We start from the raw sequence: 21642 nt of genomic DNA on the forward strand, positions 1-21642 counted from the left end.
TCCCACGCAAGCCTGTGGATTTGTTGGGCTTTGAGGAGATGCAAGGGTTTCTGTTTGGTGTGACACTTCTTGCATCGACTTGCATTGAAATTGAGTTCTGCTTTTGATTTTCTTTGACTGTAAATTGGAGGAACTTGAAGATGAACCGTCAGACCGTTTGGGTTAAAGGCGAGACCCGCAACCACCAGGGCCACTTCATCCCTCAATCCGAGTATACGTTGGTCGATGTTGACCAAAATGGCTGGGCGTTGATCTGTGTTGACAATGCCCGCTGCTATTATGTGGATCCCGACCAGCTCCGCTTTGAGGCGGGATGAGGTCTGTTGCTGCCCATGGAGGGCTTCCTGGCGAGAGTTTCCTAGGAGAGCAGCATCCTTCCCCTGCTTTTGGGCGTGGGTTTGTTTATGGTTTGGTATCCCTGAGGCTGCGCCAGAGGACTGGCCGGTGATGCCCATGTACAGAACCGGTTTTAAGCTGATACCTGGGGGCTCTGCGACCGCAACCCAACGATCAATCTAGCGGAGTCAGCCTAGGCAAGGAGGCAGCGCCCTATTTCAGCTTGGCCGACTCCCCAAGAACACAGAGGGCCTGGGCTGGAGCAGGCTCTTTTTGCCCCTACTCAGGCTGTCCCCGCTCACGCATAGCTTCGGCCAGCAGTTGGGCTACCTCGGGGCGGGAGAACTCCGGCGGGGGGATCTCGCCGCGGCGCAGCATTTCCCGCACCTTGGTGCCCGAGAGGTGGATGCGCTGGTGGGGCTGGCTGGGGCTGGTCTTGGCCGTGGCCATGGTGCCGGTGACGGTGCAATAGAAGGCATGTTCAAACTTGAGGGGGATGATGCCCAGTTCCTCGGGACGGAACTCATCGAAAATATGCTGGGCATCATAAGGGCCGTAGTAGTTGCCCACCCCGGCGTGATCCCGGCCCACAATAAAATGGGTGCAGCCGTAGTTTTTGCGAACGAGGGCGTGGAAGATGGCCTCGCGCGGGCCGGCGTAGCGCATGGCCGCAGGGTTGATGGCCAGGATCACCCGCTCCTTGGGGAAGTACTTTTCGATCAGCACCTCGTAGCAGCGCATGCGCACCTCGGCGGGGATGTCGTCGTTTTTGGTGGCCCCCACCAGCGGGTGGAGAAACAGCCCGTCCACGATTTCCAGAGCGCACTTTTGAATGTACTCGTGGGCGCGGTGGATGGGGTTGCGGGTTTGAAAGCCGACAATGGTTTTCCAGCCTCTTTCCCGAAACAGTTGCCGCGACTGGGCCGGGTCGATCTGGTAGGCCGGGAAAAGGGGATGGGGATCCCGCTGCAAGAGAGTTACAGGGCCGGCCAAATAGACGGATCCCTGTTGGTAGAGCACCTTCACCCCCGGATGCTGCTCATCGGTAGTGCGGTAGACCTGCTGCGCTTCGCGGGTTTTGTCGTAGGTGAACTTCTCGGTCAATTCCAACAGGCCCAAGAGCCTGCCCTCGGCATTGGCCAAGGCAATGGTCTGCCCTTCCTTGAGATCGGCAGCTATCTCGGCAGAGACCGGCAGCGTTACCGGCAGCGACCAAGCCAGGCCGTTGGCCAGGTGCATCGTCTCCAGAACCGACTGGTAATCTTCCCGCCCCATGAAGCCGGTGAGCGGGCTGAAGCCCCCGATGGCGATCATCTCCAGATCCGACTGGGCCCGCTCGTCGAGGTGGAGGATGGGGCAGTGTTCAGCTTTGGAGCGCAGCTCCTGCGCCTGCTCAGGGGAGGCAATGCGGTTGACCAAGGTGCCCCCGTGGGGCGGAATGGCATCGCCAGAAACAGTCATCTTCGCCTGGGATGGAGTCATAGCGTGCAGACCGGAACGGCAACCGAGCAGACAGGGATCCCTAACCCTACACCCTCCTTTCCTCCGGCGCAATCCAGACTAGTACCAACTGCCTAGTCCAGCATGTAGGGGGGCATATCTTCGTCGGTGGGCGACACGTTGTCAAAGATGGGCCGATTCATGATCTTCTTTTGCGCGTGCAGAGGCGAAGGCTGGGGTTGCGGCTTGGGTAAAGGTGCGACTTGCCCTCGGCGGCTTTGCAGTTCCTGAATGGTCTTGGCCCGCTCCTCGGCCACCGCCTGTAACTGGGCCAGCGCCTTCTGCAATTCGTCGCGGTGGGCAGTGACTTGCTGTAGCTGAGCTTGCAGGGCAGAGACTTTGTTTTGGTAGTCCTGCAAAAGTTGTTGAGCTTCGGCCAGTTGGCTTTTGAGGGTTTCAAGGTCCGGCGATTCTGGGGCTGGTTCTGTAGGAGACTGAGAAGACATCGTTGTCGGCTCCTCGCCCGTGGGAGTAGATTCTGCAGGGGTGGGCTCTGAACTGGTTTTAGCACTGGCCTTGCGCCGAGTGCGGGAAGTTTCTCCCGAAGAAGGAAAGAGGCTACGGTCCGATCCAGTCACAAGAGCACCTCATGTTCGACAAACTGCTCCAATCGCTGACACACCACCGAGCCAGGCCGATAGTCCATGACCGTCAAGCCGTAGTCAAAAGCGGTGCGCAAATCGCTGCTATCTGGAATGGTAACGGGTGAAAGCACATCCGCAAAAATCTGTTGCGCTTGCACATACAATTGCCCGGTATGGGATCCGGACCAGATGCCCCCTGGCAAGTAGCGGTCGTCCAGCATGGTCAAGATGGCGCGGACTTGGCTCAACTCGCCCTTCAGGGACTCGACATAGCGCAGGGTCACCTCTGTACAAGAGAAGTCGACGCGGTTGAGCCGTGTCGGGATCAACACGCGCCGGGCCGCCCGCAGGGCGTTGGCGGTGAGGGCGTTCAGTTCCCCTGGCGTATCGAGAAAGACAAAGTCGTAATCCGGCAGCAGGGGAGCGAGCTGATGCTGCAACAGGTCTTGCCCGGAGTCGCCAGCAGCCGCCAGTTGGGCCGCCACTTCCGCCATGGTGCTGTGGGAGGGCGCCACATCCACCCCCTTGTCGGTGCAATAGATCACCTCTTCCAAAGGACGTCGGTACTGCGGGTGCAGGCTGGCCCAAACCGTTTCCTCGGGGGGCAGGGATCCGGCCTCTTCCAGGTAAAGGCTGCTGGCGGTGGCTTGGGAGGTGAGATCGATGAGCAGAACTCGGTAGCCCCGTTGAGCCGTTAACTGAGCCGCGTGGACGCAGAGGGTGGACTTGCCGGTGCCCCCTTTGTTGTTGGTAAAAGCCAGGACGCGTGCCATCAGCTTCCCCAGGGTTTGTTTCAGGCGCTTCCGATTTCCCGATTCCCCTTGGCCAGATTGGGTCAGGTGCCGCCGCAGCAGTCTATGCTATTGGGTGTAGCCTGGTGGAGGACAACCATGCGCGATGTACTGGCGATTATCCTGGGCGGTGGGCGTGGCACCCGACTTTATCCCCTGACCAAGCGCCGTGCTAAACCTGCTGTGCCTCTGGCAGGCAAGTATCGCCTCATCGACATCCCGGTCAGCAACTGCATCAATTCTGATATTGATAAAATCTACGTCCTCACCCAGTTCAACTCCGCCTCCCTCAACCGCCACATCATCAACACCTACCGCATGTCTCCCTTCACAGGCGGCTTTGTGGATATTTTAGCGGCCCAACAGACGCCCGATAACCCGGATTGGTTTCAGGGCACCGCCGACGCTGTGCGCCAATATCTCTGGCTGATGGACTCCTGGAAGCCGCGGGACTTCCTCATCCTATCGGGGGATCACCTCTACCGCATGGACTACCGCCCCTTTATTCACTATCACCGGCAAACCGGAGCCGATGTGACGCTGGCGGTGCTCCCCTGCGAAGAAAAAGTGGCTTCGGGTTTTGGCTTGCTCAAGATCGACGCCGATGGACGGATCGTCGATTTCAAAGAAAAGCCGCAAGGGGAGCTGCTGAAAGCCTGTCAGGTGGATACCCAAGCCCTCGGCCTCAGCCCGGAAGAGGCCAAAGCCAAGCCCTACATCGCCTCGATGGGCATCTATGTATTCAGGCGGGAGGCCCTCATCGAGATGCTGAAGGTGAAGGAGCACACCGACTTCGGCAAAGAGGTGCTGCCGTCAGCCATCGGCAAGTACCATCTGCAGGCCTACCCGTTCAAGGGCTACTGGGAGGACATCGGCACCATCGAGGCTTTTTATCGAGCCAACCTGGCGCTGGTGCAGCAGCCCAACCCTCCCTTCAGCTTCTTTGACAGCGAAATGCCCATCTACACCCGCCCACGCTTTTTGCCCCCCAACAAAATCCTCGATTCCCAGATCGTCAACTCCATGATTGCCGACGGTTGCATCATCAAAAATGCTCAAATTCGCAATTCCATCATCGGCATTCGCAGCCGCCTGGAGGCCAATACCATTGTAGAGAATACCCTGGTCATGGGGGCCGATTACTACGAGTCGGCAGAAGAGCGGCAGGCCAAGCTGGAGGCTGGGATCCCACCGGTGGGCATCGGCGCCAACTCCCACATCGTCAACGCCATCGTGGACAAAAACGCCCGCATCGGGCGCAATGTCCGCATCCTCAACAAGGATCACGTCAGCGAAGCGCAGCGGGAAGAGGAAGGGATCTGGATCAGCAACGGCATCGTCACCATCATCAAGGACTCGGTGATCCCGGACAACACCGTCATTTGATCGGGGGAAGCCGGCTTTGGCCGAGAACCTGGCTGGCGAACGCTGAGGAGGCGCTGTTAAGCAAGATAAGAGAAAACAAGAGGCTTTTGCCATTACGATAGATTACGATAGATATTAAGAGCTTTAAAAACAGATTGTGAGATCCCTTGAGCGTGGTTAACAGGATTTCCTCCATTGCCGACCTAGAAGTTTACGATCCGCAATTCATCACTCGTTACTACCGCTGGCGCCTGCTCCGGGTGATGGGTCGGGCGCTGGCCATTCTCTGGCCCCTCCTCTGGTTTGTTCTCTGTCTACGCTGGGATCAGCTTTGGGGACAGGGCGATCGCAAAGTGCCCCAGCGGGCAGAGCAGTTGCGCAAGCTGCTCACTGACCTAGGGCCTACCTTCATCAAGGTGGGGCAGGCCCTCTCGACGCGACCGGACTTGGTGCGCAAAGACTACTTGGAAGAGCTCACCAAGCTGCAGGATCAATTGCCCAGCTTTCCTTCCCAGGAGGCGTTTGCCCGCATTGAGTCAGAGTTGGGCCGTCCGATCACCGAGATCTACGCCCAGATCTCGCCCGAGCCGGTGGCTGCCGCCAGCTTGGGCCAAGTTTACAAAGCGCAACTGCACAGTGGCGAATGGGTGGCGGTGAAGGTGCAACGGCCCCACCTGCGGGAGCGGCTGAGCCTGGATCTGTACCTCATCCGCTGGGCCTCCACCTGGCTGGGGCCTTGGCTGCCCCTGAACCTGGGCAACACCTTGACGGCGGTGGTGGATGAGTTTGGTCGCAAGCTGTTTGAGGAGATCGACTACCTGCAGGAGGGACGGAACTGCGAGCGCTTTGCCGAATACTTTCGCGGCGATCCCGATGTGTATGTGCCGCGCATCTTTTGGGCCTACAGCACCCGCCGGGTGTTGACCCTGGAGTGGATTGACGGCATCAAGCTCACCGATGTGGAGCGCATTCGGGCGGCCAACTTGGAGGTGAAACAACTGGTGCGCATCGGCGTGGTGGCCGGACTGAAGCAGTTGCTGGAATACGGCTTTTTCCACGCCGATCCCCATCCGGGCAACCTGTTTGCCCTCCCCGATGGCCGCCTGGCCTACATCGACTTTGGCATGATGGATCAGCTCACCGAAGAAATGAAGGAGTACCTGGTGGACGCGCTGGTTCACCTGGTGGATCGCGACTACGACGCCTTGATCGACGATTTTATTCACTTGGGCTTTTTACAGCCGGATGTCAACCGTCAAGAGCTGATCCCTGCTTTGGAGACGGTGTTGGCGGATGTGTTGAACCAGGAGGTGGGCAACTTTAACTTCAAAACCGCCACCGACCAGTTCTCCGATTTGATGTACCGCTACCCCTTTCAGGTGCCCTCCCACTTTGCGTTGGTCATCCGCTCTTTGGTTACCCAAGAGGGGGTGGCCCTCAGCCTCTATCCGCAGTTTCGCATTGTCGGCGTGGCCTATCCCTATGTGGCCAAGCGCCTGCTGACGGACGAATCGCCCCGCATTCGCCAGCGGCTGCTGCAAGTGCTAATTAAAGATGGCAAGTTCCGCTGGAACCGCTTGGAGAACCTGATCCAAATTGCCCGCAGCGATGGGGGGCTGGATTGGGTACCCACCGCCCGCATGGGTTTGCGCTACCTGATGTCGGAGGAGGCCCGTGAACTGCGCCGCCAGTTGGTGCTTTCTCTCACGGAAGATGACCGCCTTCACTTTGAGGAGCTGCAGCGGCTGTGGCATGTGATCAGCCCCGACTTGTCTCCAACTCACCTCTGGCAGGCGGCACTGGGATCCCTGCCCTCAACCAGCGATCTGCAACATACTTTGGCCGAGTTGAGGGAACAGGTGCAGGCCCACCTGGAGCGGCTCAGCCCCTGGCGACTTCCCCAGCCCTGGCCGAATTGGCTGGCGGGAGTGGGACAGGAAAGGTAAAACGGAAAAAGATAGCTTAAGTTTGGTGAGCTGGACAAAAGCGTGGCAGATCAGAAAGGCGACTTCATTGCCGGTGTGGTAGCCGGCGCTGTGTTGGGCGGGATCATCGGCGGGGTGATCGCCTTTGTGCTGGCCCCCCGACTAAGCAAGGGATCCGCCGAAGGCCAGCGCCGGGATCCCGACCGTCTCAACGGCACCTCTGTCCCTCCTGAACGACCGCGCCTCCGAGCCTCGGGTGAGCCGGCTGTGCCCAGCTCCGGCGACTGGAGGGAGTGGGAACAGGAAACAGAGCGGATTGCCCAGGCCCGCCGCACCCTCGAAGCCAAGATTGCCGAGTTGAACGAGGCGATCCAGGCCACCCGCGCACAACTGCTCGTCAAGGAGATATCTTCTAGCGCTGTCGAGGAAAAGCCTTAAGCAGGGGACCCCTGTCCATGCCAAACTAGAGGCGGCACTGGCTTTCTCCTCTGGGGAGTGCCAGCGTTCTCGCCTCTCGGCTGAGTTGCTCTCCTGGATCAGGTCTGCCTCTGCCGACAGCGCTTAAGTTGTTGAAGAGTTGTTCCCTCGCTGTTTCTAACCATGATGCTCAGCCCTTTGTTGCTCCCTCTCCCTTGGACAGACGGCCTCTCTCTGGGGCTGGTCTACGGCAGTGCCGCGTCTTTGCTGTTTCGCTCCCTTTACCAGTTCATCGTCATTTACAACGCGCTGTTGATTGTGCGGATTTTGCTGAGCTGGTTCCCGCAACTGAACTGGTCTAACCCCATTCTGTCGGTGCTCAGCCAGCTCACGGATCCCTATCTCAACCTCTTCCGCGGCCTCATCCCCCCCATCGGCGGCCTGGACTTCTCCCCCTGGTTGGCCTTTATTTTGCTGAGCTTTGCCATGCAGGTGGTGGGCCAGTTTGCCTAATTGCTGTACCACTGTGCAGATCCCTGGCGCTGCCCGCTACTGGCTGCTGAATGCCCAAGTTCCCATCTCGGTGCTGAAGGATGTGGTGCCAGCGGCGGTTCCCAACCGAGAGGGCTTGGTGCTGCTGGATCTGGAGATTAGGGAAGGGCGAATTGGCCATATCCGAGCGGCCACAGGGATCCCGCCCCAGGGAATCCCGAGTGTAGCTCTAAGGCGGGGCCAGGTGTGGCCCTGTTTTGTCGATATCCACACCCACCTGGACAAAGGGCACGTGTGGCCGCGCAGCCCCAACCCCGACGGCACCTTTGCCGGGGCCACCCGGGCCGAGCAGGAAGACTGGGCCAAGATGGAGCGGGCCTACGCCGGCAGGCGAGAAAAACTTTGGCAGGATGTCTACCGCCGCTGCAACTTTGGCCTGCGCTGCAGCTACGCCCATGGATCCCAGGCGGTGCGCACCCACCTGGTTTGCGAGGGCCCTCAAGCCGAGGTGAGCTGGGAAGTCTTTGCCCAGTTGCGCCGAGAGTGGGCGGGCAGGCTAGAGCTGCAGGCGGTGACGCTGACCTACTTGGATGTTTTTCTCACACCGGCAGGGGAGAAGCTGGCGGACAAGGTGGCGGAGCTGGGCGGGATCCTGGGCGGAGTGGCGGCGATGGGGCCGGAGCTGGATAAGCAGTTGGAGCGGGTGTTTGCCCTGGCCCAGGAGCGGGGGCTGGATCTGGATTTTCATACCGATGAGACAGACGACCCTGAATCCCTGACGTTGCGGCATGTGGCAGCGGCAGCCCTGCGCCATGGGTTTGCAGGCCAGGTGGTGTGCGGCCACTGCTGCAGTTTGGCGGTGCAGCCGCCGCAGGTGGCCCACCAGACCATGGCCCTGGTGAAGGAGGCGGGGATCGCCGTGGTCAGCCTGCCCCTGTGCAATCTCTATTTGCAAGACCGCCGCCCCGGCCACACGCCCCGCTGGCGGGGGGTGACGCTGCTGCACGAGCTCAAAGCCTTGGGCGTGCCGGTGATGATCGCCAGCGACAACTGCCGGGATCCCTTCTACGGCTTTGGAGATCACGATGGCCTAGAAGTGTTTCGGGAGTCCACCCGCATCCTGCACCTGGACACCCCCTATGGGGATTGGCCGCAGGCCATCACTGCCACCCCGGCCCGCATGATGGGCTTGGTAGAGGCCGGGGCGATTGGGGTGGGCCTGCCGGCAGACTTGGTGCTGTTCAAGGGGCGGGGGTTTGACGAGCTGCTTTCCCGACCCCAGCACGACCGGGTGGTGCTGCGCCAAGGTCAGCCCATCGACACGGCGCTGCCGGACTACGCAGAGCTGGACGACTTGATGGAGAGGGTGGGGCGGACTTAGCCAGCGGGGTTGGGGAGCCAGGCTTTAATCTGGGCGGCAATGCGCTGAGCAGCGCCAGGGGATCCCATACGCCGCTGCCCGTGGGCTCGCAGTTGGTCGGCGTAAGCGGGATCGCTGGCCAGGCGGCTCAGAATCCGGCAGAGCACGGCAGGGGCCTGCTGGGGTGAAGTGAGGTGGACTGCGGATCCCAGGAGACGGGTTTGAGCTTCGGCAAAGCGGGGGGTAAATTGCGGCCCCTCCCCCGGCAGGGTGACCACCGGCTTCCCTAGGCCCACGCATTGTTCCGTGGCCGTCCCCGCCATGGCCAGCACCGCTGTTGCCCGGTGAGCACAGGTGCCAAAATCTCCCCACACCAGGAGCAGGTCGCGGCGTCGAGCAGGGATCCGCTCTTGAAGGGGGTTCCGCTCCAGGTTAGGGCTGAGGGCGGCGTAAACTTGGATTTCCGGCGGCAGTTGCTCTACCACCTGCATCATCAAGGCCCAGTTGCGGTAGGCTTCCGGCGGGCGGGATCCCGGCAGCAGCAGCACCGCGGGCCGGTCGGGATCCAAAGGCAATTCTCCCCGCGGCTCCAGGTCATCCATCATCGGGTTGCCCAGGTAGAAAGCCCGGAGGCCCCGTTTTTGCAGAGCGGTGGCCGTCAGCTCATCTCGCAAGAAGGAGCCGCGACAGCGCCTGCGGGCCATGAGCCAGCGCTCCCAGGGCAGGTAATCGGAAACCGGCTGTCCCAGCCAAGCGCGTCGGTAGGGCCCTTGTTCGTCCCGCCAATAATAGTCCGACTTGGCTGTGCCCACGAAGACGTAGGGGCTGCCGCTCCACCAGGCCATTAACAAAGGCACAATGTCCCCCACCGCCAGCACCAGCTCGACCTGAGCCGCCGCCCGGCGAACCAAAGCCAGTTGCCGCCCCGTCAGGCCCAGCAAGCCAGCGCGCAGATCCCGCCACAACTGCCGCCAATCTTGATAGATAAATCCCCCTGAAGGCATCACCTGGGTCAGGGGCAGCAGCGGGATGCCGCGGCGGCAATAGGCGGTGCCTTCCCCCACAATCGGCAGGGCTTGCACCGAGATCCCCAGGCCGGTCAGGGCCAGGGCGATGCGACTGCCCACCTCATCTTCCCCGTGGCCATTGCTCAGGCACAGCACCCGCGACAAATTCTGTGGATTCATTGGGTAGAGGATGGGAGTTCAACTCTGGGGTGTTGCCGCCTCCATTCGAGCTAAACGAGCAGAACCCTGTAGCTTACCAAAAATCTCTTCTTAAAATAGAGCCAACCTGCGAGGGGAAGCCAGGGTAATGATTCGAAATGAGCGACAACGAGCCGAGTTTATTGCAGCGGTGGAAGCTTTGCGCCTGGAAGGCCCTTACTTCGTCGAGACCCGTCTTACCCGTCAGCGGGGGTATTTTTGGCGGGCGGTGAAGGATGTGGCCGCCGGCCAGCCCTGGTGGGAGATCCGCTACTTTCCTGCCTGCGAGTGCTATGCTTGGGCCTACCTGCCGGAAGGGATCGGCCCCCGTGAGTTTGCCTGGGGACACACGCCACAGCAAGCTTTCCTCAACGCCCTTTGGCAACAGCCTGCCTCCTTTTCGGACAAAGGCTAGGACAGGTGCCAGAGAAACCGTTTCAACTTACAGTAAAAAAAGATTAAAACTCCCACGCGCAGGGGACATGAAACCGCAGGCCGTCGCCCGTATCCTGGATGCCAACCTCGACCGAGCTCGTGAGGGATTACGGGTGCTAGAGGAGTGGTTTCGCTTTGGCCTAGAAAACGGCGAGCTGGCCAGCGAATGCAAGGCCATGCGCCAAGCCCTGGCCCGCTGGCACAGCGACCCGCTGCGGTTGGCCCGCGACACCCCTGCCGATCCGGGCACCCAGATCTCCCATCCGCAAGAGGAGCAACGGCGGGATCTCGGCCACCTGCTGCAGGCCAATTGCAGCCGTGTGCAAGAAGCGCTGCGGGTCTTGGAAGAATACGGCAAGTTGGCCGAGTCCAGTCATTGGGTAGCACCCGGCCTGGCCAAGCTGGCCAAAGACATGCGTTATCGGCTCTATGTTCTAGAAAGCGAGCTGCTGGGGGGATCCCTGCGCCAACAGCTGTTGGCGGCCCATCTCTACCTGGTCACCAGCCCGGTGCCCCACTGGCTGGAGGTGGTGGAAAAGGCGCTGCGGGGAGGGGTGACGCTGGTGCAGTACCGCCGCAAGAACCTCACCGATAGGGAGATGCTCTGGGATCTCAAACAGTTGCGGCAAGTGTGCGACCGCTACCAGGCGTTGATGATCGTCAACGACCGGGTGGACTTGGCCTTGGTCAGCCAAGCGGATGGGGTGCACCTGGGCCAGACGGATCTGCCGGTTGCCCAGGCGCGGCACCTGCTGGGATCCCAGCGCCTGATTGGCCTGTCGACCACCAATGCCGAAGAGCTGGCCCAAGCCCTCAATAGCGGCGTGGACTATATCGGTGTCGGCCCCGTCTATGCCACCCCCACCAAAGCGGAAAAACCCCCCGCCGGCCTGGAGTACGTGCGCCTGGCCGCTGAGAAGGCCCACTTGCCCTGGTTTGCCATCGGCGGCATCGACCTCCACAACCTGGCCGAGGTGCGCCAGGCAGGCGCCAGCCGCGTAGCCGTGGTGCGGGCTCTCATGGAGGCGGCGGATCCCACCCAGACCGCCCGTGCCATGCTGGCCGAACTGCAACGGATCCCTGCTCTATCCTGAAGTTAGACACAGAATCTTCTCAAAACCCTCCTAACTCCCGATGGCAGAAGCCGTAAAAGATCTCACTGACCCCACTCGGCAAAGCGGCGGGGATCCCATCCTGAGCGGGATCGCCACCGAAGTGCAAGGGGAACTGGTGCGGGAGCTGGATCTGATGATCCGGGCTCGCTACCCCCTGATCTACTTGGTTTCTCCAGAAGAGGAGCCAGCGGATGCTGTGCTCGTGCAAGTAGCCAAGAGAACCGATCCGCCGCGGCGGCTGCTGTTTTGGGACGTGGTGCGGGGCTGGCAAGATAGCGGCGAAGATCGCGGCTCCATCATGGCCGCCCTGGGGCGGGTGTGGCGCTCGGCTCCTCAGGAAGACACCCTGTTTGTGTTGCGGGATCTGCACTTTGTGCTGCGCAACGCCAGCAGCGACAAAAACGCCCCTATCCTGCGGGAGCTGAAAAACCTCAGCCGCGAGCTCAAGCGCACCCGCAAGACGCTGATCCTGCTCAGCCACATTCTAGAAGTGCCCAGCGACCTGGCCGAGGAGATCACCGTCGTCGACATTCCCCTGCCCAACAGCGAAGAGATCAGCCGCCTCATCCAGCTCTATGTGGCCCCGGAAAAACTCAAGCTCACCCCCCTGGCCCGCGAGCAACTGGTCAAAGCCTGTCAGGGGCTGAGCCGGGAGCGCATCCGCCGCGTCTTGGCTCGCGCCCTGGCCGCCAAGCAGGAGGTGAACGAGGCCGACATCGACCTGGTGTTGGAGGAGAAAAAGCAGGCCATCCGCCAGACCGGCATCCTGGAGTTTTTCACCGCCCGCGAGACCCTGAAAAGCGTGGGCGGGCTGGACAACCTCAAAGCTTGGGTGCGGGTGCGCCAGGAAGCCTTTACCGAAGAGGCGCGGCGCTACGGCCTGCCCAATCCCAAGGGCGTGCTGCTGGTGGGGATCCAGGGTACCGGCAAGTCCCTCTCCGCCAAAACCATCGCCAACGAGTGGCGGCTGCCGCTGTTGCGGCTGGACGTTGGGCGGCTGTTTGCCGGCATTGTTGGCGAATCGGAAAGCCGCGTGCGCCAGATGATCCAACTGGCGGAGGCCATGGCCCCCTGTGTGCTCTGGATTGACGAAATCGACAAAGCTTTTGGCAACATCACCAGCAGCGCCAACGGGGACTCGGGCACCAGCCGTCGGGTGTTTGGCAGCCTGATTACCTGGATGCAGGAGAAGACCAGCCCCGTTTTCATCGTGGCCACCGCCAACAACGTGCCCCTCTTGCCGCCGGAGCTGCTGCGCAAGGGCCGCTTTGACGAGATTTTCTTTCTCAACCTGCCCACCCAGGCCGAGCGCAAGGAGATCTTCCGAGTGCACCTCCAGCGGCTGCGCCCCAGCCGGCTGCGGGAGTTTGACCTAGATGAGCTGGCAGCAGCCGCCCAAAACTTCAGTGGCGCCGAGATCGAGCAGGCTATCGTTGACGCTATGTACAACGCCTTTGGAGGCAGCGGCAGCGGCGCTCGGCGAGACTTTACCCAGGAAGACATCCTGCAGGCCATCCGCGAAACTGTGCCCCTGGCCTCCATTGCCCGCGACCAGATCGAAAGCCTTAAGTGCTGGGCCGCCCAGGCAGGCGCTAGAACCGCCTCCCAGGATGCTCAGGTGCTGCAGGAGATGAAGCAGTGTTTTGCAGCTTCCTAGAGGGGATCCCCGATTTTTCCTGCTTGAGGGGAGCGAGTGGGAAGCCCCCTAGGCTCGGGTTTGGGCCTTGGAGTCGGATCCCGTCACTGAGGCATTAGTTCGCCTCTTCCCCTTCGTCTCTGGGAATGGATGGTCGAGATAACCCCACCTCCGGCATCCCCTCGTGTCACAATGGGTAAAGATCGGCTTTTTTTGTGTCTTGGCGCTGTGCTCAAGCTCCTGTACTACCGCGAGATCCCTTGCCCAGATACCGCTCAAGTGCTGAGCTGGCTGCAGGAGCACCTGCCTCTGCCTGCGAGCAGCCAAAAGGTACTCACCCCCACTGGGCTACGCCTAGAGGGATCCGGAGCGCAGCTGGCCGTTTTCCTCTGGTCGGGGCTGAACACCACCTATCTCAAGATCTTTCAGTGGTCAGAGCGGCCTTTCCCCCAGCAGGGCCGCTGGCTAAAGGAAGTGGAAAGGGCTATCCAAAGCCAATTTCCCCACCGCTACCCGCAGTTGCCAGATGTCGATCTCAGCCAGGGATCCATCTTTGAGCAACTGGAGCCCTTTTACCCGCAGACGGTGAAGTATTTCCGCCGCATCCCCAACGGGGAGTTTGACCTGCAGCGGGTTTACTGGTGGGAGAAACGCTGGCGGGAAGAAGTCCAATCCCCTCACGCTTGCCGGCCCCCCGTGCTATTTCGCCAGCCTGCCCCAGAGCCCGCCCCCCAAGAGTGGGACTTGGTGATCGTGGGCGGGGCGTTGGGGGCTATCTACGGCGCGGCCATGGCCCGCTTAGGTTACCGCGTGGCCCTGGTGGAACGGCTGCCCTTTGGCCGCATGAACCGGGAGTGGAACATCTCGCGGCGGGAGCTGCAGACGCTGGTGGAGTTTGGCCTCCTCAGCCCTGAGGAGATGGAGAGCCTCATCCTCAGGGAATACACGGATGGTTTTAACAAGTTTTTTGATGGCAACAGCCCCGTGCGCGCCCCCGTCCTGCACACGCCGACGGTGCTCAACCTGGCCATTGATGCCGAAAAGCTCCTGCAGCTCTGTGGTCAAATCTTGAGATCCAGGGGTGGTGCCATCTACGAGCGCAGCGAGTTTCAGCGGGCCTACATCGAGGAGCAAGGCGTCACGGTGGTGGTTAAGGACCTAACCACTCAAGAAGAGTTCTCTCTGGGATCCCGCCTGTTGGTGGATGCCATGGGGACGGCCTCCCCCATTGCCCAGCAGCTCTACGGCCGCCGCGCCTTCGACAGCGTTTGCCCCACGGTAGGGGCCACCATTGCAGGGGGGTTTGAGCCAGGAGTTTGGGATCCCCAATTTGGCGACATCCTGGCCAGCCACGGCGACATCAGCCGCGGTCGGCAGCTCATCTGGGAACTGTTCCCTGGGCCGGGGGAGGATCTCACCTTCTACCTGTTCCACTACCACCAGGTGCATCCGGAAAACCCGGGCTCCCTCTTGGAGCTGTACGAAGACTTTTTCACCATCCTGCCGGAATACCGCCGCTGCGACCCGGAGCGCCTGCAGTGGAAAAAAGCCACCTTTGGCTACATCCCCGGACGCTTTGGCCAGCAGCCAGCTCCCCAAGAGCCCTTCGACCGCCTCCTTTTAATTGGGGATGCGGCAGCTCTGCAATCGCCCCTGAGCTTTACGGGGTTTGGATCCCTGGTGCGCAACTGCCCTCGCCTGTGCGATTTGCTGGACACAGCCTTGCGCCATAATCTCCTCAAAGCCGCCGACCTAGCCCAGATCCGCGCCTACCAGGGCAACTCCGCCGTCACTTGGCTGTTTTCGCGGGGGATGATGGTGCCCACCGGCAAGGTGTTGCCGCCCGAGCGCATCAACGCCATCCTCAACAGCTTTTTCGGTATTCTCGCCACCGAGCCGCCTGAGGTGGTGGACGACTTCATCAAAGACCGGGCTGGCTGGCTGGCCTTTAACCGCATGGCTATCAAAGCGGCTCTGCAGAACCCGCGGCTGCTGCTGTGGATCTGGGAGGCAGTAGGAGCGGAAGGCTTTGCCCAGTGGCTACCTACCTACTTCAGCTACACCGGACTGGCTTTGCTCTCGGCCCTCCTGGGAAGTTGGTTTCCCAAGCTGGTGCGGCGCCTGCAGCCCTGGCTGGAGTCCCGCTACCCCCGCCTGTGGTTGCGCTGCCTGAGCTGGAGCTACACCCTCACCTACGGGGTAGGCCAGCCGCGCCTGGAGTTTCATCTCCCCGCTCCCAGCTCTCCTGCCGCGCAAAACCTGCAAAACCCAATACCGACCTGGATAGAAGAAAGGGCCTAGGCCGGAGACTTTCACCAAGCCGTTGTTTCCACCGTCTCTCTGGCGCCTCCAGGAAAGGCGGGCGTCAACTGTTTTGTCGGCAGAGTCAACTCACAAAAAATCTCGAGGAGTGCTGGCAGTCCTTGCTTTGGTTTGCTAGCAGTTTTCGGCCTTATCTGCACAAGATTGTTTGCCGCAGCAGCCGATTCCCAGGTAGTGGCCAGCGGCAAAAGAGCTGTGTCCACCTGCTCTTTACCTTGGCAATTGGCTCAAGTTGAGTATAATCAGTGCCTACCATCCACTAACCTTCAGGTTCAGGCCGAAGAGGGTTGGGAAGGGATCCCAACTTGAATCGGTCGAGGAGTTTCTGAACCTCTTTTTGCAAGGTCTCTATTTTGGCAAGAAAACTAGGACCAGATCCAATGGTTTATACTTTTGAAATCATCGGCATTGCCCCTGCCCTCGATTTTTTCTGGCAGCAGCAGGAGCTGGCAAAGCGGCCTTGTCGGGTAGAGTACCTGGGCACCCGCCCTTGCACCCTGGATGCGCTGCTGGGATCCTTGGAGGAGGTGCCGGCGCGGCGGGGCTGGGATTTGGATCAGCTAATCGAAGCGGTTATTCGCTTCTGGTGCAACAATCCCGACTTGGTCAGTTTGTGGCGGTCTCGCTTTCAGGATGCCGGAGAAGATGTCCTGCTGATCTCGCGGGTGGGGCCCATTCAATCCCTACAGCAGGAGTTTGAGTGGCTGCTCAACCAATGAGATCCCTAAACCGGGTAGGCTAAGGGCAGGATTGTTTCGTAACTACCCATGAGCGACACCGTTTTCAGCAAGATCATCCGCAGGGAGATCCCGGCCCAGATTGTCTACGAAGACGAGCGAGCCATCGCCTTCAAAGACATTGCTCCCCAGGCTCCTGTCCACATCTTGGTGGTGCCCAAGGAGCCTATCCCCGGCATTGCCCAGGCCAAGCCCGAACACGAAGCGTTGCTAGGGCACCTGCTGCTGACGGCTCAGCGGGTGGCTGTTGAAGCTGGCCTAAGCAGAGGTTATCGCTTGGTCATCAACCAAGGAGAAGACGGGGGTCAAACCGTCTTTCACCTGCACATCCACGTTCTGGGCGGTCGGGCGATGGGCTGGCCGCCGGGCTAGCTTCGGGTTTTGCCGCCAAGTGGGGCCTCTACAGCTAGAATGCTGCCATTGAGGGTGGCTGGCAGGCGAGGTTTAGAGGCGATGGAGTGGCATGTTACCGATGCGGAAAGCCTGATGATCATCGACCAGGAGGTGGGCAAGCACGAGCTTTCCCCCGCCGAGTATGAGGTGGTTCGTCGAGTTATTTACGCTACTGCAGATTTCGAGTATCTCCACCTCATCCGTTTTGGCAACGAAGCCCTGCAGGCTGGGGCGGCGGCTTTGGCGGCGCGCACCACCATTGTGGTGGACGAGCCGATGGTGCAGGTAGGCATCGCGCGGGCCGTGCAGAACACCTTCTCCAACCCCATCTACTGCGGCAGCGAAGCTGTCACCCGCCCCCAGAGGGACAAGACCCGCTCTGCCTGGGGCCTGCAAACCCTAGCTCAGCGCTACCCTGAGGCAATCTTTGTCATTGGCCAATCCCAGACGGCTCTTTCCACCCTGGTGCAGTTGATCGCCGAGAAAGAGGTATCCCCTGCCCTGGTCATCGCGACGCCGGCTGGGTTTGTGGATGTGGTGAAAGCCAAGCAGGAGCTGGCCGATTCCATGGTGCCCCACATCCGCACTGAGGGACGGAAGGGCGGCCCTGCAGTGGCGGCGGCGGTCTTGGATGGCCTGCTGGATTTGGCTTGGCAGGCCTATGTGGGAGCCAGCAGCCCAAGCCCTACTGGCAAATCAGTTAGCGGATAGAGGGGAGCTCCGTTGATCTGATGATCTAAATGGTTCTGATCCAGATCACAGGCTTGGCAGGATCTCCGTCATGCTTCCCTCGGTCTGGCTTCGAGAAGATGGGAGCTATCTTCTCAGTGCCGGACAAAAAAGCCCGAGAAGCGGCTAGTCGAGGCAGAGCGAGGGATCCGGTCATGCAGCAGTTCATTTGGGTTTGGGGAAGCGGCTGGCTTTTGGCTATGGCCTTGGCCAGGGGAGGATGGGCCCAAGCGGAGGTAGCGGCTCTTTTGCCCGCCGGACAGCCGGCTATATCGCCCTCTCTCCCTGTGCCGTCGAACATCGACCAGAGGGAAGCTCGACTCAGCCCCTACCAGCGCTGGCAACAGCAGCATGCTGCCGCGGAGATTCCCTCTTCTGGGTTTGGGGAGGTCTTCTACCGCCTCGCTCAGAAAGCGGAACAGAGCCCAGAGGGGCTGCCTTTTCCACTGCGGCCAGCCGGGATCCCTCTGGGAGAGGGTAGCCCTTTTTTCCTCCATGTCAACGGGCTGGTCTACCAACTGTCCTATTGAAATAGGCGGGGAGGTTTTCGCGTTAGCAGGACGGCTATTTCAAGCCCTGCTGAACCTCTCCTCTCCCTGGGGGTGAGGGATCAGTAATGATTCCCCACCTTGCGGTGGTGGACGGCGGTGAGGCCCTCCAGGTTGGAGACCCGCCCGGCTTCTAGGGTGCTGTAGACCACCCAGTGGTCGCTGGTTTCTAGGCGGCTGGCCACGCGGCACTCCAGGTAGGCCAAGGCATCGGCCAAGATGGGGGATCCGTTGGCGGCGGGGTAGGTCTTGATGCCGGCAAAGCGGTCGGCTCCCGGCGGGAAGCGCTTCAGGAAGTGGCGCATTAGGGACTGGTGATGGCCTTCCTGCAACACGTTGAGGACAAAGGTATCGCCCACCTGCAGGAAGGACTCGATGGCCCGGTCTTTGGCCACGGCAACGCTGATCCCCGGCGGATCGCTGCTGGCCTGGGCCACCCAGGAGGCGAGCATGGCGCTGGTGGCCTGCCCTTTGCGGGCGGTGAGGATGTAAAGGCCATTGCTGATGCGGCCTAGGGCGCGATCCAAGTCGGCATCCAGGGCTTTCATCTGCTGAATGGTGCGATCCCGCGTTAGCCACTGCCCCAGGTCGGTGCCGGCTTCCTCCGCCAATTGCAGCAGGGTTTCGTCTAGGGGTTGCTTGAGGAGAATAGGAGGGAACACTTCTTTGGCGCCCATCTCCTGCAGCGTGTTGCGGCAGAGGTAGACCGACTCGTCATCTGCTCCCCCCGACTCGAACAGGCCAAAGCCTTGTTTGCTGTGGGCAGCAGCCAGGAGGGTTTTCAGCAGCACCTGGGTGGAGGCCGCATCAGGCCCCGCTTGGGGCGGCATGCCTATCACCACACCAGCGGCCAAGCTCATCAGCTCGCGCACCTCGTGGGCATCCAGCAGCCGCAGATCCGCCAGCTCTACGGCAACGCCGGTTTTTTGGATGCCGCGGGCAATGGCTTGGGCCAATGCTTCCGCCTGGCCATAGCCCGATAGGTAGAACACCGCCACCATTCGTTCGGCTTTGGCCTGCTCCAGGCTCCAAGTGCGGTAGTGCTCCACCCAATCAGACAGGTGGTGGCGCAGCAGGGGGCCGTGGCCGGTAGCAATGGCGGCGATGGGGGGCAGGGACTCCATGCGCTTCAGGGCCGAGAGTACCGAGCGGGCGTTGGGCCCCATGAGGCAGTCGTAGTAGAGCTTGAAGTCGGCCTGTAGCAGGTGGGGATGCTCGTCCCAGGCAAAGTCATCGCAGTAGTGCATCCCAAAGACGTCGCAGGTGTAGAGGATCTGCGTGCCGTGGTCGTAGGTGAGGATGGTGTCGGGCCAGTGCAGGTTGGGAGCAGAGATGAACTCCAGAACATGTCCCTTGCCCAGATCCAGGCGATCCCCCTGCTTGACCACCAGGTGCCGGAAGGGGCGATGCACCAGGTTTTCCAAAAATTGCACGGCCACTTTGGAGGCCACTACCGTCATTTGGGGCGCCAGCTCCAGCAGATCCCCGACTAGGCCGCTGTGATCCGGCTCGGTGTGGCTGACCACCAGGTAGTCGAGGGTGGCGGGATCCAGGAGGCCTCGCAGCAGATCCAGGTACAACTGGCGAAACTTCTCGTGGGAGGTGTCGATGAGGGCCACCTTCTCCCCGCGAATTAAAAAGGAGTTGTAGGTGGTGCCGTTTTCCAGGGCGAACTCGATATCAAACCGATCCCGATCCCAGTCCTGGGAGCGGATGGCAAGGGTATCGGCTCCAATGAGCAGCGTCTGCAGCGTAAGATGGCCTGAACGCGGTGCAACTGCCGTAACGGCCATGTTTTCCCCCTCTGCCAAATGGCAACTTTACCTAACTGCCCTCTGCACTCATCGTAACCGTGATGTAACTAAATGTTGAGGAGCCGCCAAGTTTTGATTTTCTGATGAAATGCTTCAGGGATCCCCAAACTGCCGACCCCCGCAGGGTCTGGGAGCAAAAGCTGCGGCAAACTGGGCCAGGGTGTGGCGCAGTTGATCCAAGTTTTGGCCGTTGGCGGCGGACACAAACAGGGCCTTGGGGTAGAGCAGGCGCACGTCCTCGACCCATTCGGGATCGAGGCGGTCAATTTTGTTAAACACCAGTTGTCGCGGGCCGGTGGCCAGGGGCATCTCGTCCAGCAATTTTTCCACCGCCTCGATGTGCCCTTCCCAGTTGGGGTGGGAGAGATCCACCACGTGCAGCAGGGCATCCGCCTCCGTCACCTCCTCCAGCGTGGCCTGGAAGGCCTCTACCAATTGCTCAGGCAGCTCGGTTAAGAATCCCACCGTGTCAGTCAACAGCACTGCCTGCTGGCCGGGCAGCTCCAGCCGCCGCGTGGTGGGATCCAAGGTGGCAAAGAGTTGATCGGCCACATAGACCTGGGCCTGGGTGAGGGCGTTGAGAAGGGTGGACTTGCCGGCGTTGGTGTAGCCCACCAGGGCCACCACGGGAATTTGGGATCCCTCCCGTCGCTGGCGCAGCCGTTGCCGGTGGCGGCGCAGCTCTTCCACTTCTTGCCGCAGCTTGGCGATGCGCCGCTGAATGGCCCGCCGCTCCATTTCCAGTTGGGTTTCCCCGGGGCCGCGGGTGCCGATCCCACCCCCCAACCGCGACATGGTGCGCCCTCGGCCGGCCAGGCGCGGCAGCAGATATTGCAGTTGCGCCAGCTCCACCTGCAATTTCCCGGCCCGGGTTCTGGCCCGCTGGGCAAAGATATCCAGGATCACCTCGCTGCGATCCACCACCCGCACCCCTACTGCCTGTTCCAGGGTGCGCACCTGGCTGGGGGTGAGCTCGCGGTCGAACACCACCAGGTTGGCGCCCAGATCCTGCACCAGCAGGGCCAGCTCCTGCACCTTACCGGAGCCGATCGCCGTGGCCGAATTGGGACTCTCCCGCCGCTGCCAAAGGGTTTGCAGCACCTGGCCGCCGGCGCTCTCCACCAGGCGGCCCAGCTCGGCCAGCCTGTCTATGAGGTCTTCGCTGCTCTGTCCCGGCTCCTGCAGTCCCACGAGGATGGCCCGCTCCTGCTGGGGATCCACCTGGCGGGCAGTGAATTGGCGACGAAAACTATCTTCCAACTCCGCCACCAGCTCCTGCAGATCCTGCTCTGCCAGGGTCGCCAGCGGCAGAGGCTCGGAGACCTGCCAGCGGCTCTCTCCCTGGGGCACTAGGTGGGCCAGATAAGCGTAGTTGACAAAGCCCGTGGCCCCTCCGCCGCGGCGCAGCCGTCCTCCTGAGGGAGATACCGACAGGAGAATGAGGGCGTCCAGCCGCTGCAGGGCCATGGCCGTCAGCGCCTTTTGGCTGGGGCCGCCCTCGCCCACCTGGGTGGTGATGCAGCGGATCCCGGATAGGCGCTCCGCCCCTTGGCGGGGCAATTCCCAGGCCGGGATCTGGGTCTCAAAAGGGGATCCCAGCCCCACCCGGATGACTTGGCCGCGCCGGTTGAGGTAAACGCTAATGGGCTGGCCCTCCAGCTCCTGGGTCAGGGATCCCAGCCGTTGGGCAAACTCCACCGTCACCAAGCGATTGGGGGGCAGGCGCAGTTGGTAAAGCCGTTGCAGTTGCTTTCGCTGGTAGGGCTTTAGCCCCTTGGCCTGGGCAAGGCTGAAACGGGGGTCGGTCTGCTGGCAAGCGGTGCTAACCCTGGGCATAGGGACGGGGAAATACCCGAAAACAGGCTTTACCTACCATATACGCTAGTGGCCAGCAGGAACTTGCGGGGATCCCTGTCTCGAGCTTGCCATTGAGGCAGC

20 protein-coding genes are annotated in these 21642 nt (G+C 61.1%); 14 read left to right on the forward strand and 6 right to left on the reverse strand.

The features are described from left to right. The first annotated feature begins 140 nt into the window (after positions 1 to 140). Positions 141 to 317: a hypothetical protein gene (locus tag NW855_RS05375; RefSeq protein ID WP_168173350.1), complete on the forward strand. Its 177-nt coding sequence runs from the start codon at positions 141 to 143 to the stop codon at positions 315 to 317. Positions 318 to 615: 298 nt separating this feature from the next. Here NW855_RS05375 and sat read toward each other — a convergent pair whose 3' ends face one another. From sat to NW855_RS05390, 3 genes are all read right to left on the reverse strand, one after another. Next, positions 616 to 1797 (reverse strand): sulfate adenylyltransferase, encoded by a 1182-nt coding sequence (sat, locus tag NW855_RS05380; RefSeq protein ID WP_168173349.1) that lies wholly within the window; start codon positions 1795 to 1797, stop codon positions 616 to 618. Positions 1798 to 1910: 113 nt separating this feature from the next. Next, positions 1911 to 2282 (reverse strand): hypothetical protein, encoded by a 372-nt coding sequence (locus NW855_RS05385; RefSeq protein ID WP_011430402.1) that lies wholly within the window; start codon positions 2280 to 2282, stop codon positions 1911 to 1913. Between the two features lie 128 nt (positions 2283 to 2410). After that, the gene (locus NW855_RS05390; protein WP_011430403.1) at positions 2411 to 3193 is read right to left on the reverse strand and encodes a ParA family protein; all 783 of its coding nucleotides are present in this window, start codon (positions 3191 to 3193) and stop codon (positions 2411 to 2413) included. Between the two features lie 117 nt (positions 3194 to 3310). On the opposite strand from NW855_RS05390, the gene NW855_RS05395 reads away from it, so the two are divergent. From NW855_RS05395 to NW855_RS05415, 5 genes are all read left to right on the forward strand, one after another. Further along, on the forward strand, positions 3311 to 4597 hold the full coding sequence (locus tag NW855_RS05395; RefSeq protein ID WP_011430404.1) for a glucose-1-phosphate adenylyltransferase: 1287 nt from the start codon (positions 3311 to 3313) through the stop codon (positions 4595 to 4597). A 152-nt stretch (positions 4598 to 4749) separates the two neighbouring features. Further along, positions 4750 to 6522: an ABC1 kinase family protein gene (locus NW855_RS05400; RefSeq protein WP_011430405.1), complete on the forward strand. Its 1773-nt coding sequence runs from the start codon at positions 4750 to 4752 to the stop codon at positions 6520 to 6522. Between the two features lie 42 nt (positions 6523 to 6564). After that, a complete protein-coding gene (locus tag NW855_RS05405; RefSeq protein ID WP_011430406.1) occupies positions 6565 to 6939 on the forward strand; it encodes a hypothetical protein in 375 nt (124 codons plus the stop codon). Between the two features lie 162 nt (positions 6940 to 7101). After that, positions 7102 to 7431 (forward strand): YggT family protein, encoded by a 330-nt coding sequence (locus NW855_RS05410; RefSeq protein WP_011430407.1) that lies wholly within the window; start codon positions 7102 to 7104, stop codon positions 7429 to 7431. Then, positions 7424 to 8791: a cytosine deaminase gene (locus NW855_RS05415; RefSeq protein WP_414402334.1), complete on the forward strand. Its 1368-nt coding sequence runs from the start codon at positions 7424 to 7426 to the stop codon at positions 8789 to 8791. The genes NW855_RS05410 and NW855_RS05415 overlap by 8 nt, the downstream gene beginning before the upstream one ends. Here NW855_RS05415 and NW855_RS05420 read toward each other — a convergent pair. After that, entirely contained in the window at positions 8788 to 9957 is a 1170-nt protein-coding gene (locus NW855_RS05420) for a lipid-A-disaccharide synthase-related protein (protein WP_011430409.1), read from the reverse strand. The two genes, NW855_RS05415 and NW855_RS05420, sit on opposite strands and share 4 nt — an antisense overlap. Before the next feature lie 127 nt (positions 9958 to 10084). On the opposite strand from NW855_RS05420, the gene NW855_RS05425 reads away from it, so the two are divergent. The 8 genes from NW855_RS05425 to NW855_RS05460 all read left to right on the forward strand — a co-directional run bounded on the left by NW855_RS05425 (position 10085) and on the right by NW855_RS05460 (position 17872). Beyond that, entirely contained in the window at positions 10085 to 10390 is a 306-nt protein-coding gene (locus NW855_RS05425; RefSeq protein WP_011430410.1) for a hypothetical protein, read from the forward strand. Between the two features lie 67 nt (positions 10391 to 10457). Continuing rightward, the gene (locus NW855_RS05430) at positions 10458 to 11504 is read left to right on the forward strand and encodes a thiamine phosphate synthase (protein WP_414508507.1); all 1047 of its coding nucleotides are present in this window, start codon (positions 10458 to 10460) and stop codon (positions 11502 to 11504) included. A 154-nt stretch (positions 11505 to 11658) separates the two neighbouring features. Then, complete coding sequence (locus NW855_RS05435; RefSeq protein WP_414402350.1) at positions 11659 to 13182, forward strand: AAA family ATPase; 1524 nt, start codon at positions 11659 to 11661, stop codon at positions 13180 to 13182. A gap of 171 nt (positions 13183 to 13353) precedes the next feature. Beyond that, positions 13354 to 15462, forward strand: coding sequence for an NAD(P)/FAD-dependent oxidoreductase (locus tag NW855_RS05440; protein ID WP_049749753.1), 2109 nt, complete (start codon positions 13354 to 13356; stop codon positions 15460 to 15462). Positions 15463 to 15863: 401 nt separating this feature from the next. After that, positions 15864 to 16202 carry a hypothetical protein gene (locus NW855_RS05445; protein WP_011430414.1) on the forward strand — a complete coding sequence of 113 codons (339 nt, stop codon included), beginning with the start codon at positions 15864 to 15866 and terminating at the stop codon, positions 16200 to 16202. A gap of 48 nt (positions 16203 to 16250) precedes the next feature. Continuing rightward, positions 16251 to 16592 (forward strand): histidine triad nucleotide-binding protein, encoded by a 342-nt coding sequence (locus tag NW855_RS05450; RefSeq protein WP_011430415.1) that lies wholly within the window; start codon positions 16251 to 16253, stop codon positions 16590 to 16592. A gap of 81 nt (positions 16593 to 16673) precedes the next feature. Beyond that, a complete protein-coding gene (locus tag NW855_RS05455; protein ID WP_011430416.1) occupies positions 16674 to 17324 on the forward strand; it encodes a precorrin-8X methylmutase in 651 nt (216 codons plus the stop codon). Positions 17325 to 17497: 173 nt separating this feature from the next. After that, entirely contained in the window at positions 17498 to 17872 is a 375-nt protein-coding gene (locus NW855_RS05460; protein WP_041438360.1) for a hypothetical protein, read from the forward strand. An 80-nt stretch (positions 17873 to 17952) separates the two neighbouring features. On the opposite strand, the gene NW855_RS05465 is transcribed toward NW855_RS05460, so the two are convergent. Further along, complete coding sequence (locus NW855_RS05465) at positions 17953 to 19683, reverse strand: diflavin flavoprotein (protein WP_099812067.1); 1731 nt, start codon at positions 19681 to 19683, stop codon at positions 17953 to 17955. 114 nt (positions 19684 to 19797) lie between these two features. Then, positions 19798 to 21540: a GTPase HflX gene (hflX, locus tag NW855_RS05470; protein WP_414402333.1), complete on the reverse strand. Its 1743-nt coding sequence runs from the start codon at positions 21538 to 21540 to the stop codon at positions 19798 to 19800. Between the last annotated feature and the right edge of the window lie 102 nt (positions 21541 to 21642).

This window comes from Synechococcus sp. RC10B2 (assembly GCF_047502635.1).

Excerpts from the sequence above, each read along its gene's own strand:
- NW855_RS05375 (WP_168173350.1), top strand. The coding sequence starts at position 141 with ATGAACCGTCAGACCGTTTGGGTTAAAGGCGAGACCCGCAACCACCAG.
- sat (WP_168173349.1), bottom strand. The coding sequence starts at position 1,797 with ATGACTGTTTCTGGCGATGCCATTCCGCCCCACGGGGGCACCTTGGTC.
- NW855_RS05385 (WP_011430402.1), bottom strand. The coding sequence starts at position 2,282 with ATGTCTTCTCAGTCTCCTACAGAACCAGCCCCAGAATCGCCGGACCTT.
- NW855_RS05390 (WP_011430403.1), bottom strand. The coding sequence starts at position 3,193 with ATGGCACGCGTCCTGGCTTTTACCAACAACAAAGGGGGCACCGGCAAG.
- NW855_RS05395 (WP_011430404.1), top strand. The coding sequence starts at position 3,311 with ATGCGCGATGTACTGGCGATTATCCTGGGCGGTGGGCGTGGCACCCGA.
- NW855_RS05410 (WP_011430407.1), top strand. The coding sequence starts at position 7,102 with ATGATGCTCAGCCCTTTGTTGCTCCCTCTCCCTTGGACAGACGGCCTC.
- NW855_RS05420 (WP_011430409.1), bottom strand. The coding sequence starts at position 9,957 with ATGAATCCACAGAATTTGTCGCGGGTGCTGTGCCTGAGCAATGGCCAC.
- NW855_RS05425 (WP_011430410.1), top strand. The coding sequence starts at position 10,085 with ATGATTCGAAATGAGCGACAACGAGCCGAGTTTATTGCAGCGGTGGAA.
- NW855_RS05430 (WP_414508507.1), top strand. The coding sequence starts at position 10,458 with ATGAAACCGCAGGCCGTCGCCCGTATCCTGGATGCCAACCTCGACCGA.
- NW855_RS05435 (WP_414402350.1), top strand. The coding sequence starts at position 11,659 with ATGATCCGGGCTCGCTACCCCCTGATCTACTTGGTTTCTCCAGAAGAG.
- NW855_RS05440 (WP_049749753.1), top strand. The coding sequence starts at position 13,354 with ATGGGTAAAGATCGGCTTTTTTTGTGTCTTGGCGCTGTGCTCAAGCTC.
- NW855_RS05445 (WP_011430414.1), top strand. The coding sequence starts at position 15,864 with ATGGTTTATACTTTTGAAATCATCGGCATTGCCCCTGCCCTCGATTTT.
- NW855_RS05450 (WP_011430415.1), top strand. The coding sequence starts at position 16,251 with ATGAGCGACACCGTTTTCAGCAAGATCATCCGCAGGGAGATCCCGGCC.
- NW855_RS05455 (WP_011430416.1), top strand. The coding sequence starts at position 16,674 with ATGGAGTGGCATGTTACCGATGCGGAAAGCCTGATGATCATCGACCAG.
- NW855_RS05460 (WP_041438360.1), top strand. The coding sequence starts at position 17,498 with ATGCAGCAGTTCATTTGGGTTTGGGGAAGCGGCTGGCTTTTGGCTATG.
- NW855_RS05465 (WP_099812067.1), bottom strand. The coding sequence starts at position 19,683 with ATGGCCGTTACGGCAGTTGCACCGCGTTCAGGCCATCTTACGCTGCAG.
- hflX (WP_414402333.1), bottom strand. The coding sequence starts at position 21,540 with ATGCCCAGGGTTAGCACCGCTTGCCAGCAGACCGACCCCCGTTTCAGC.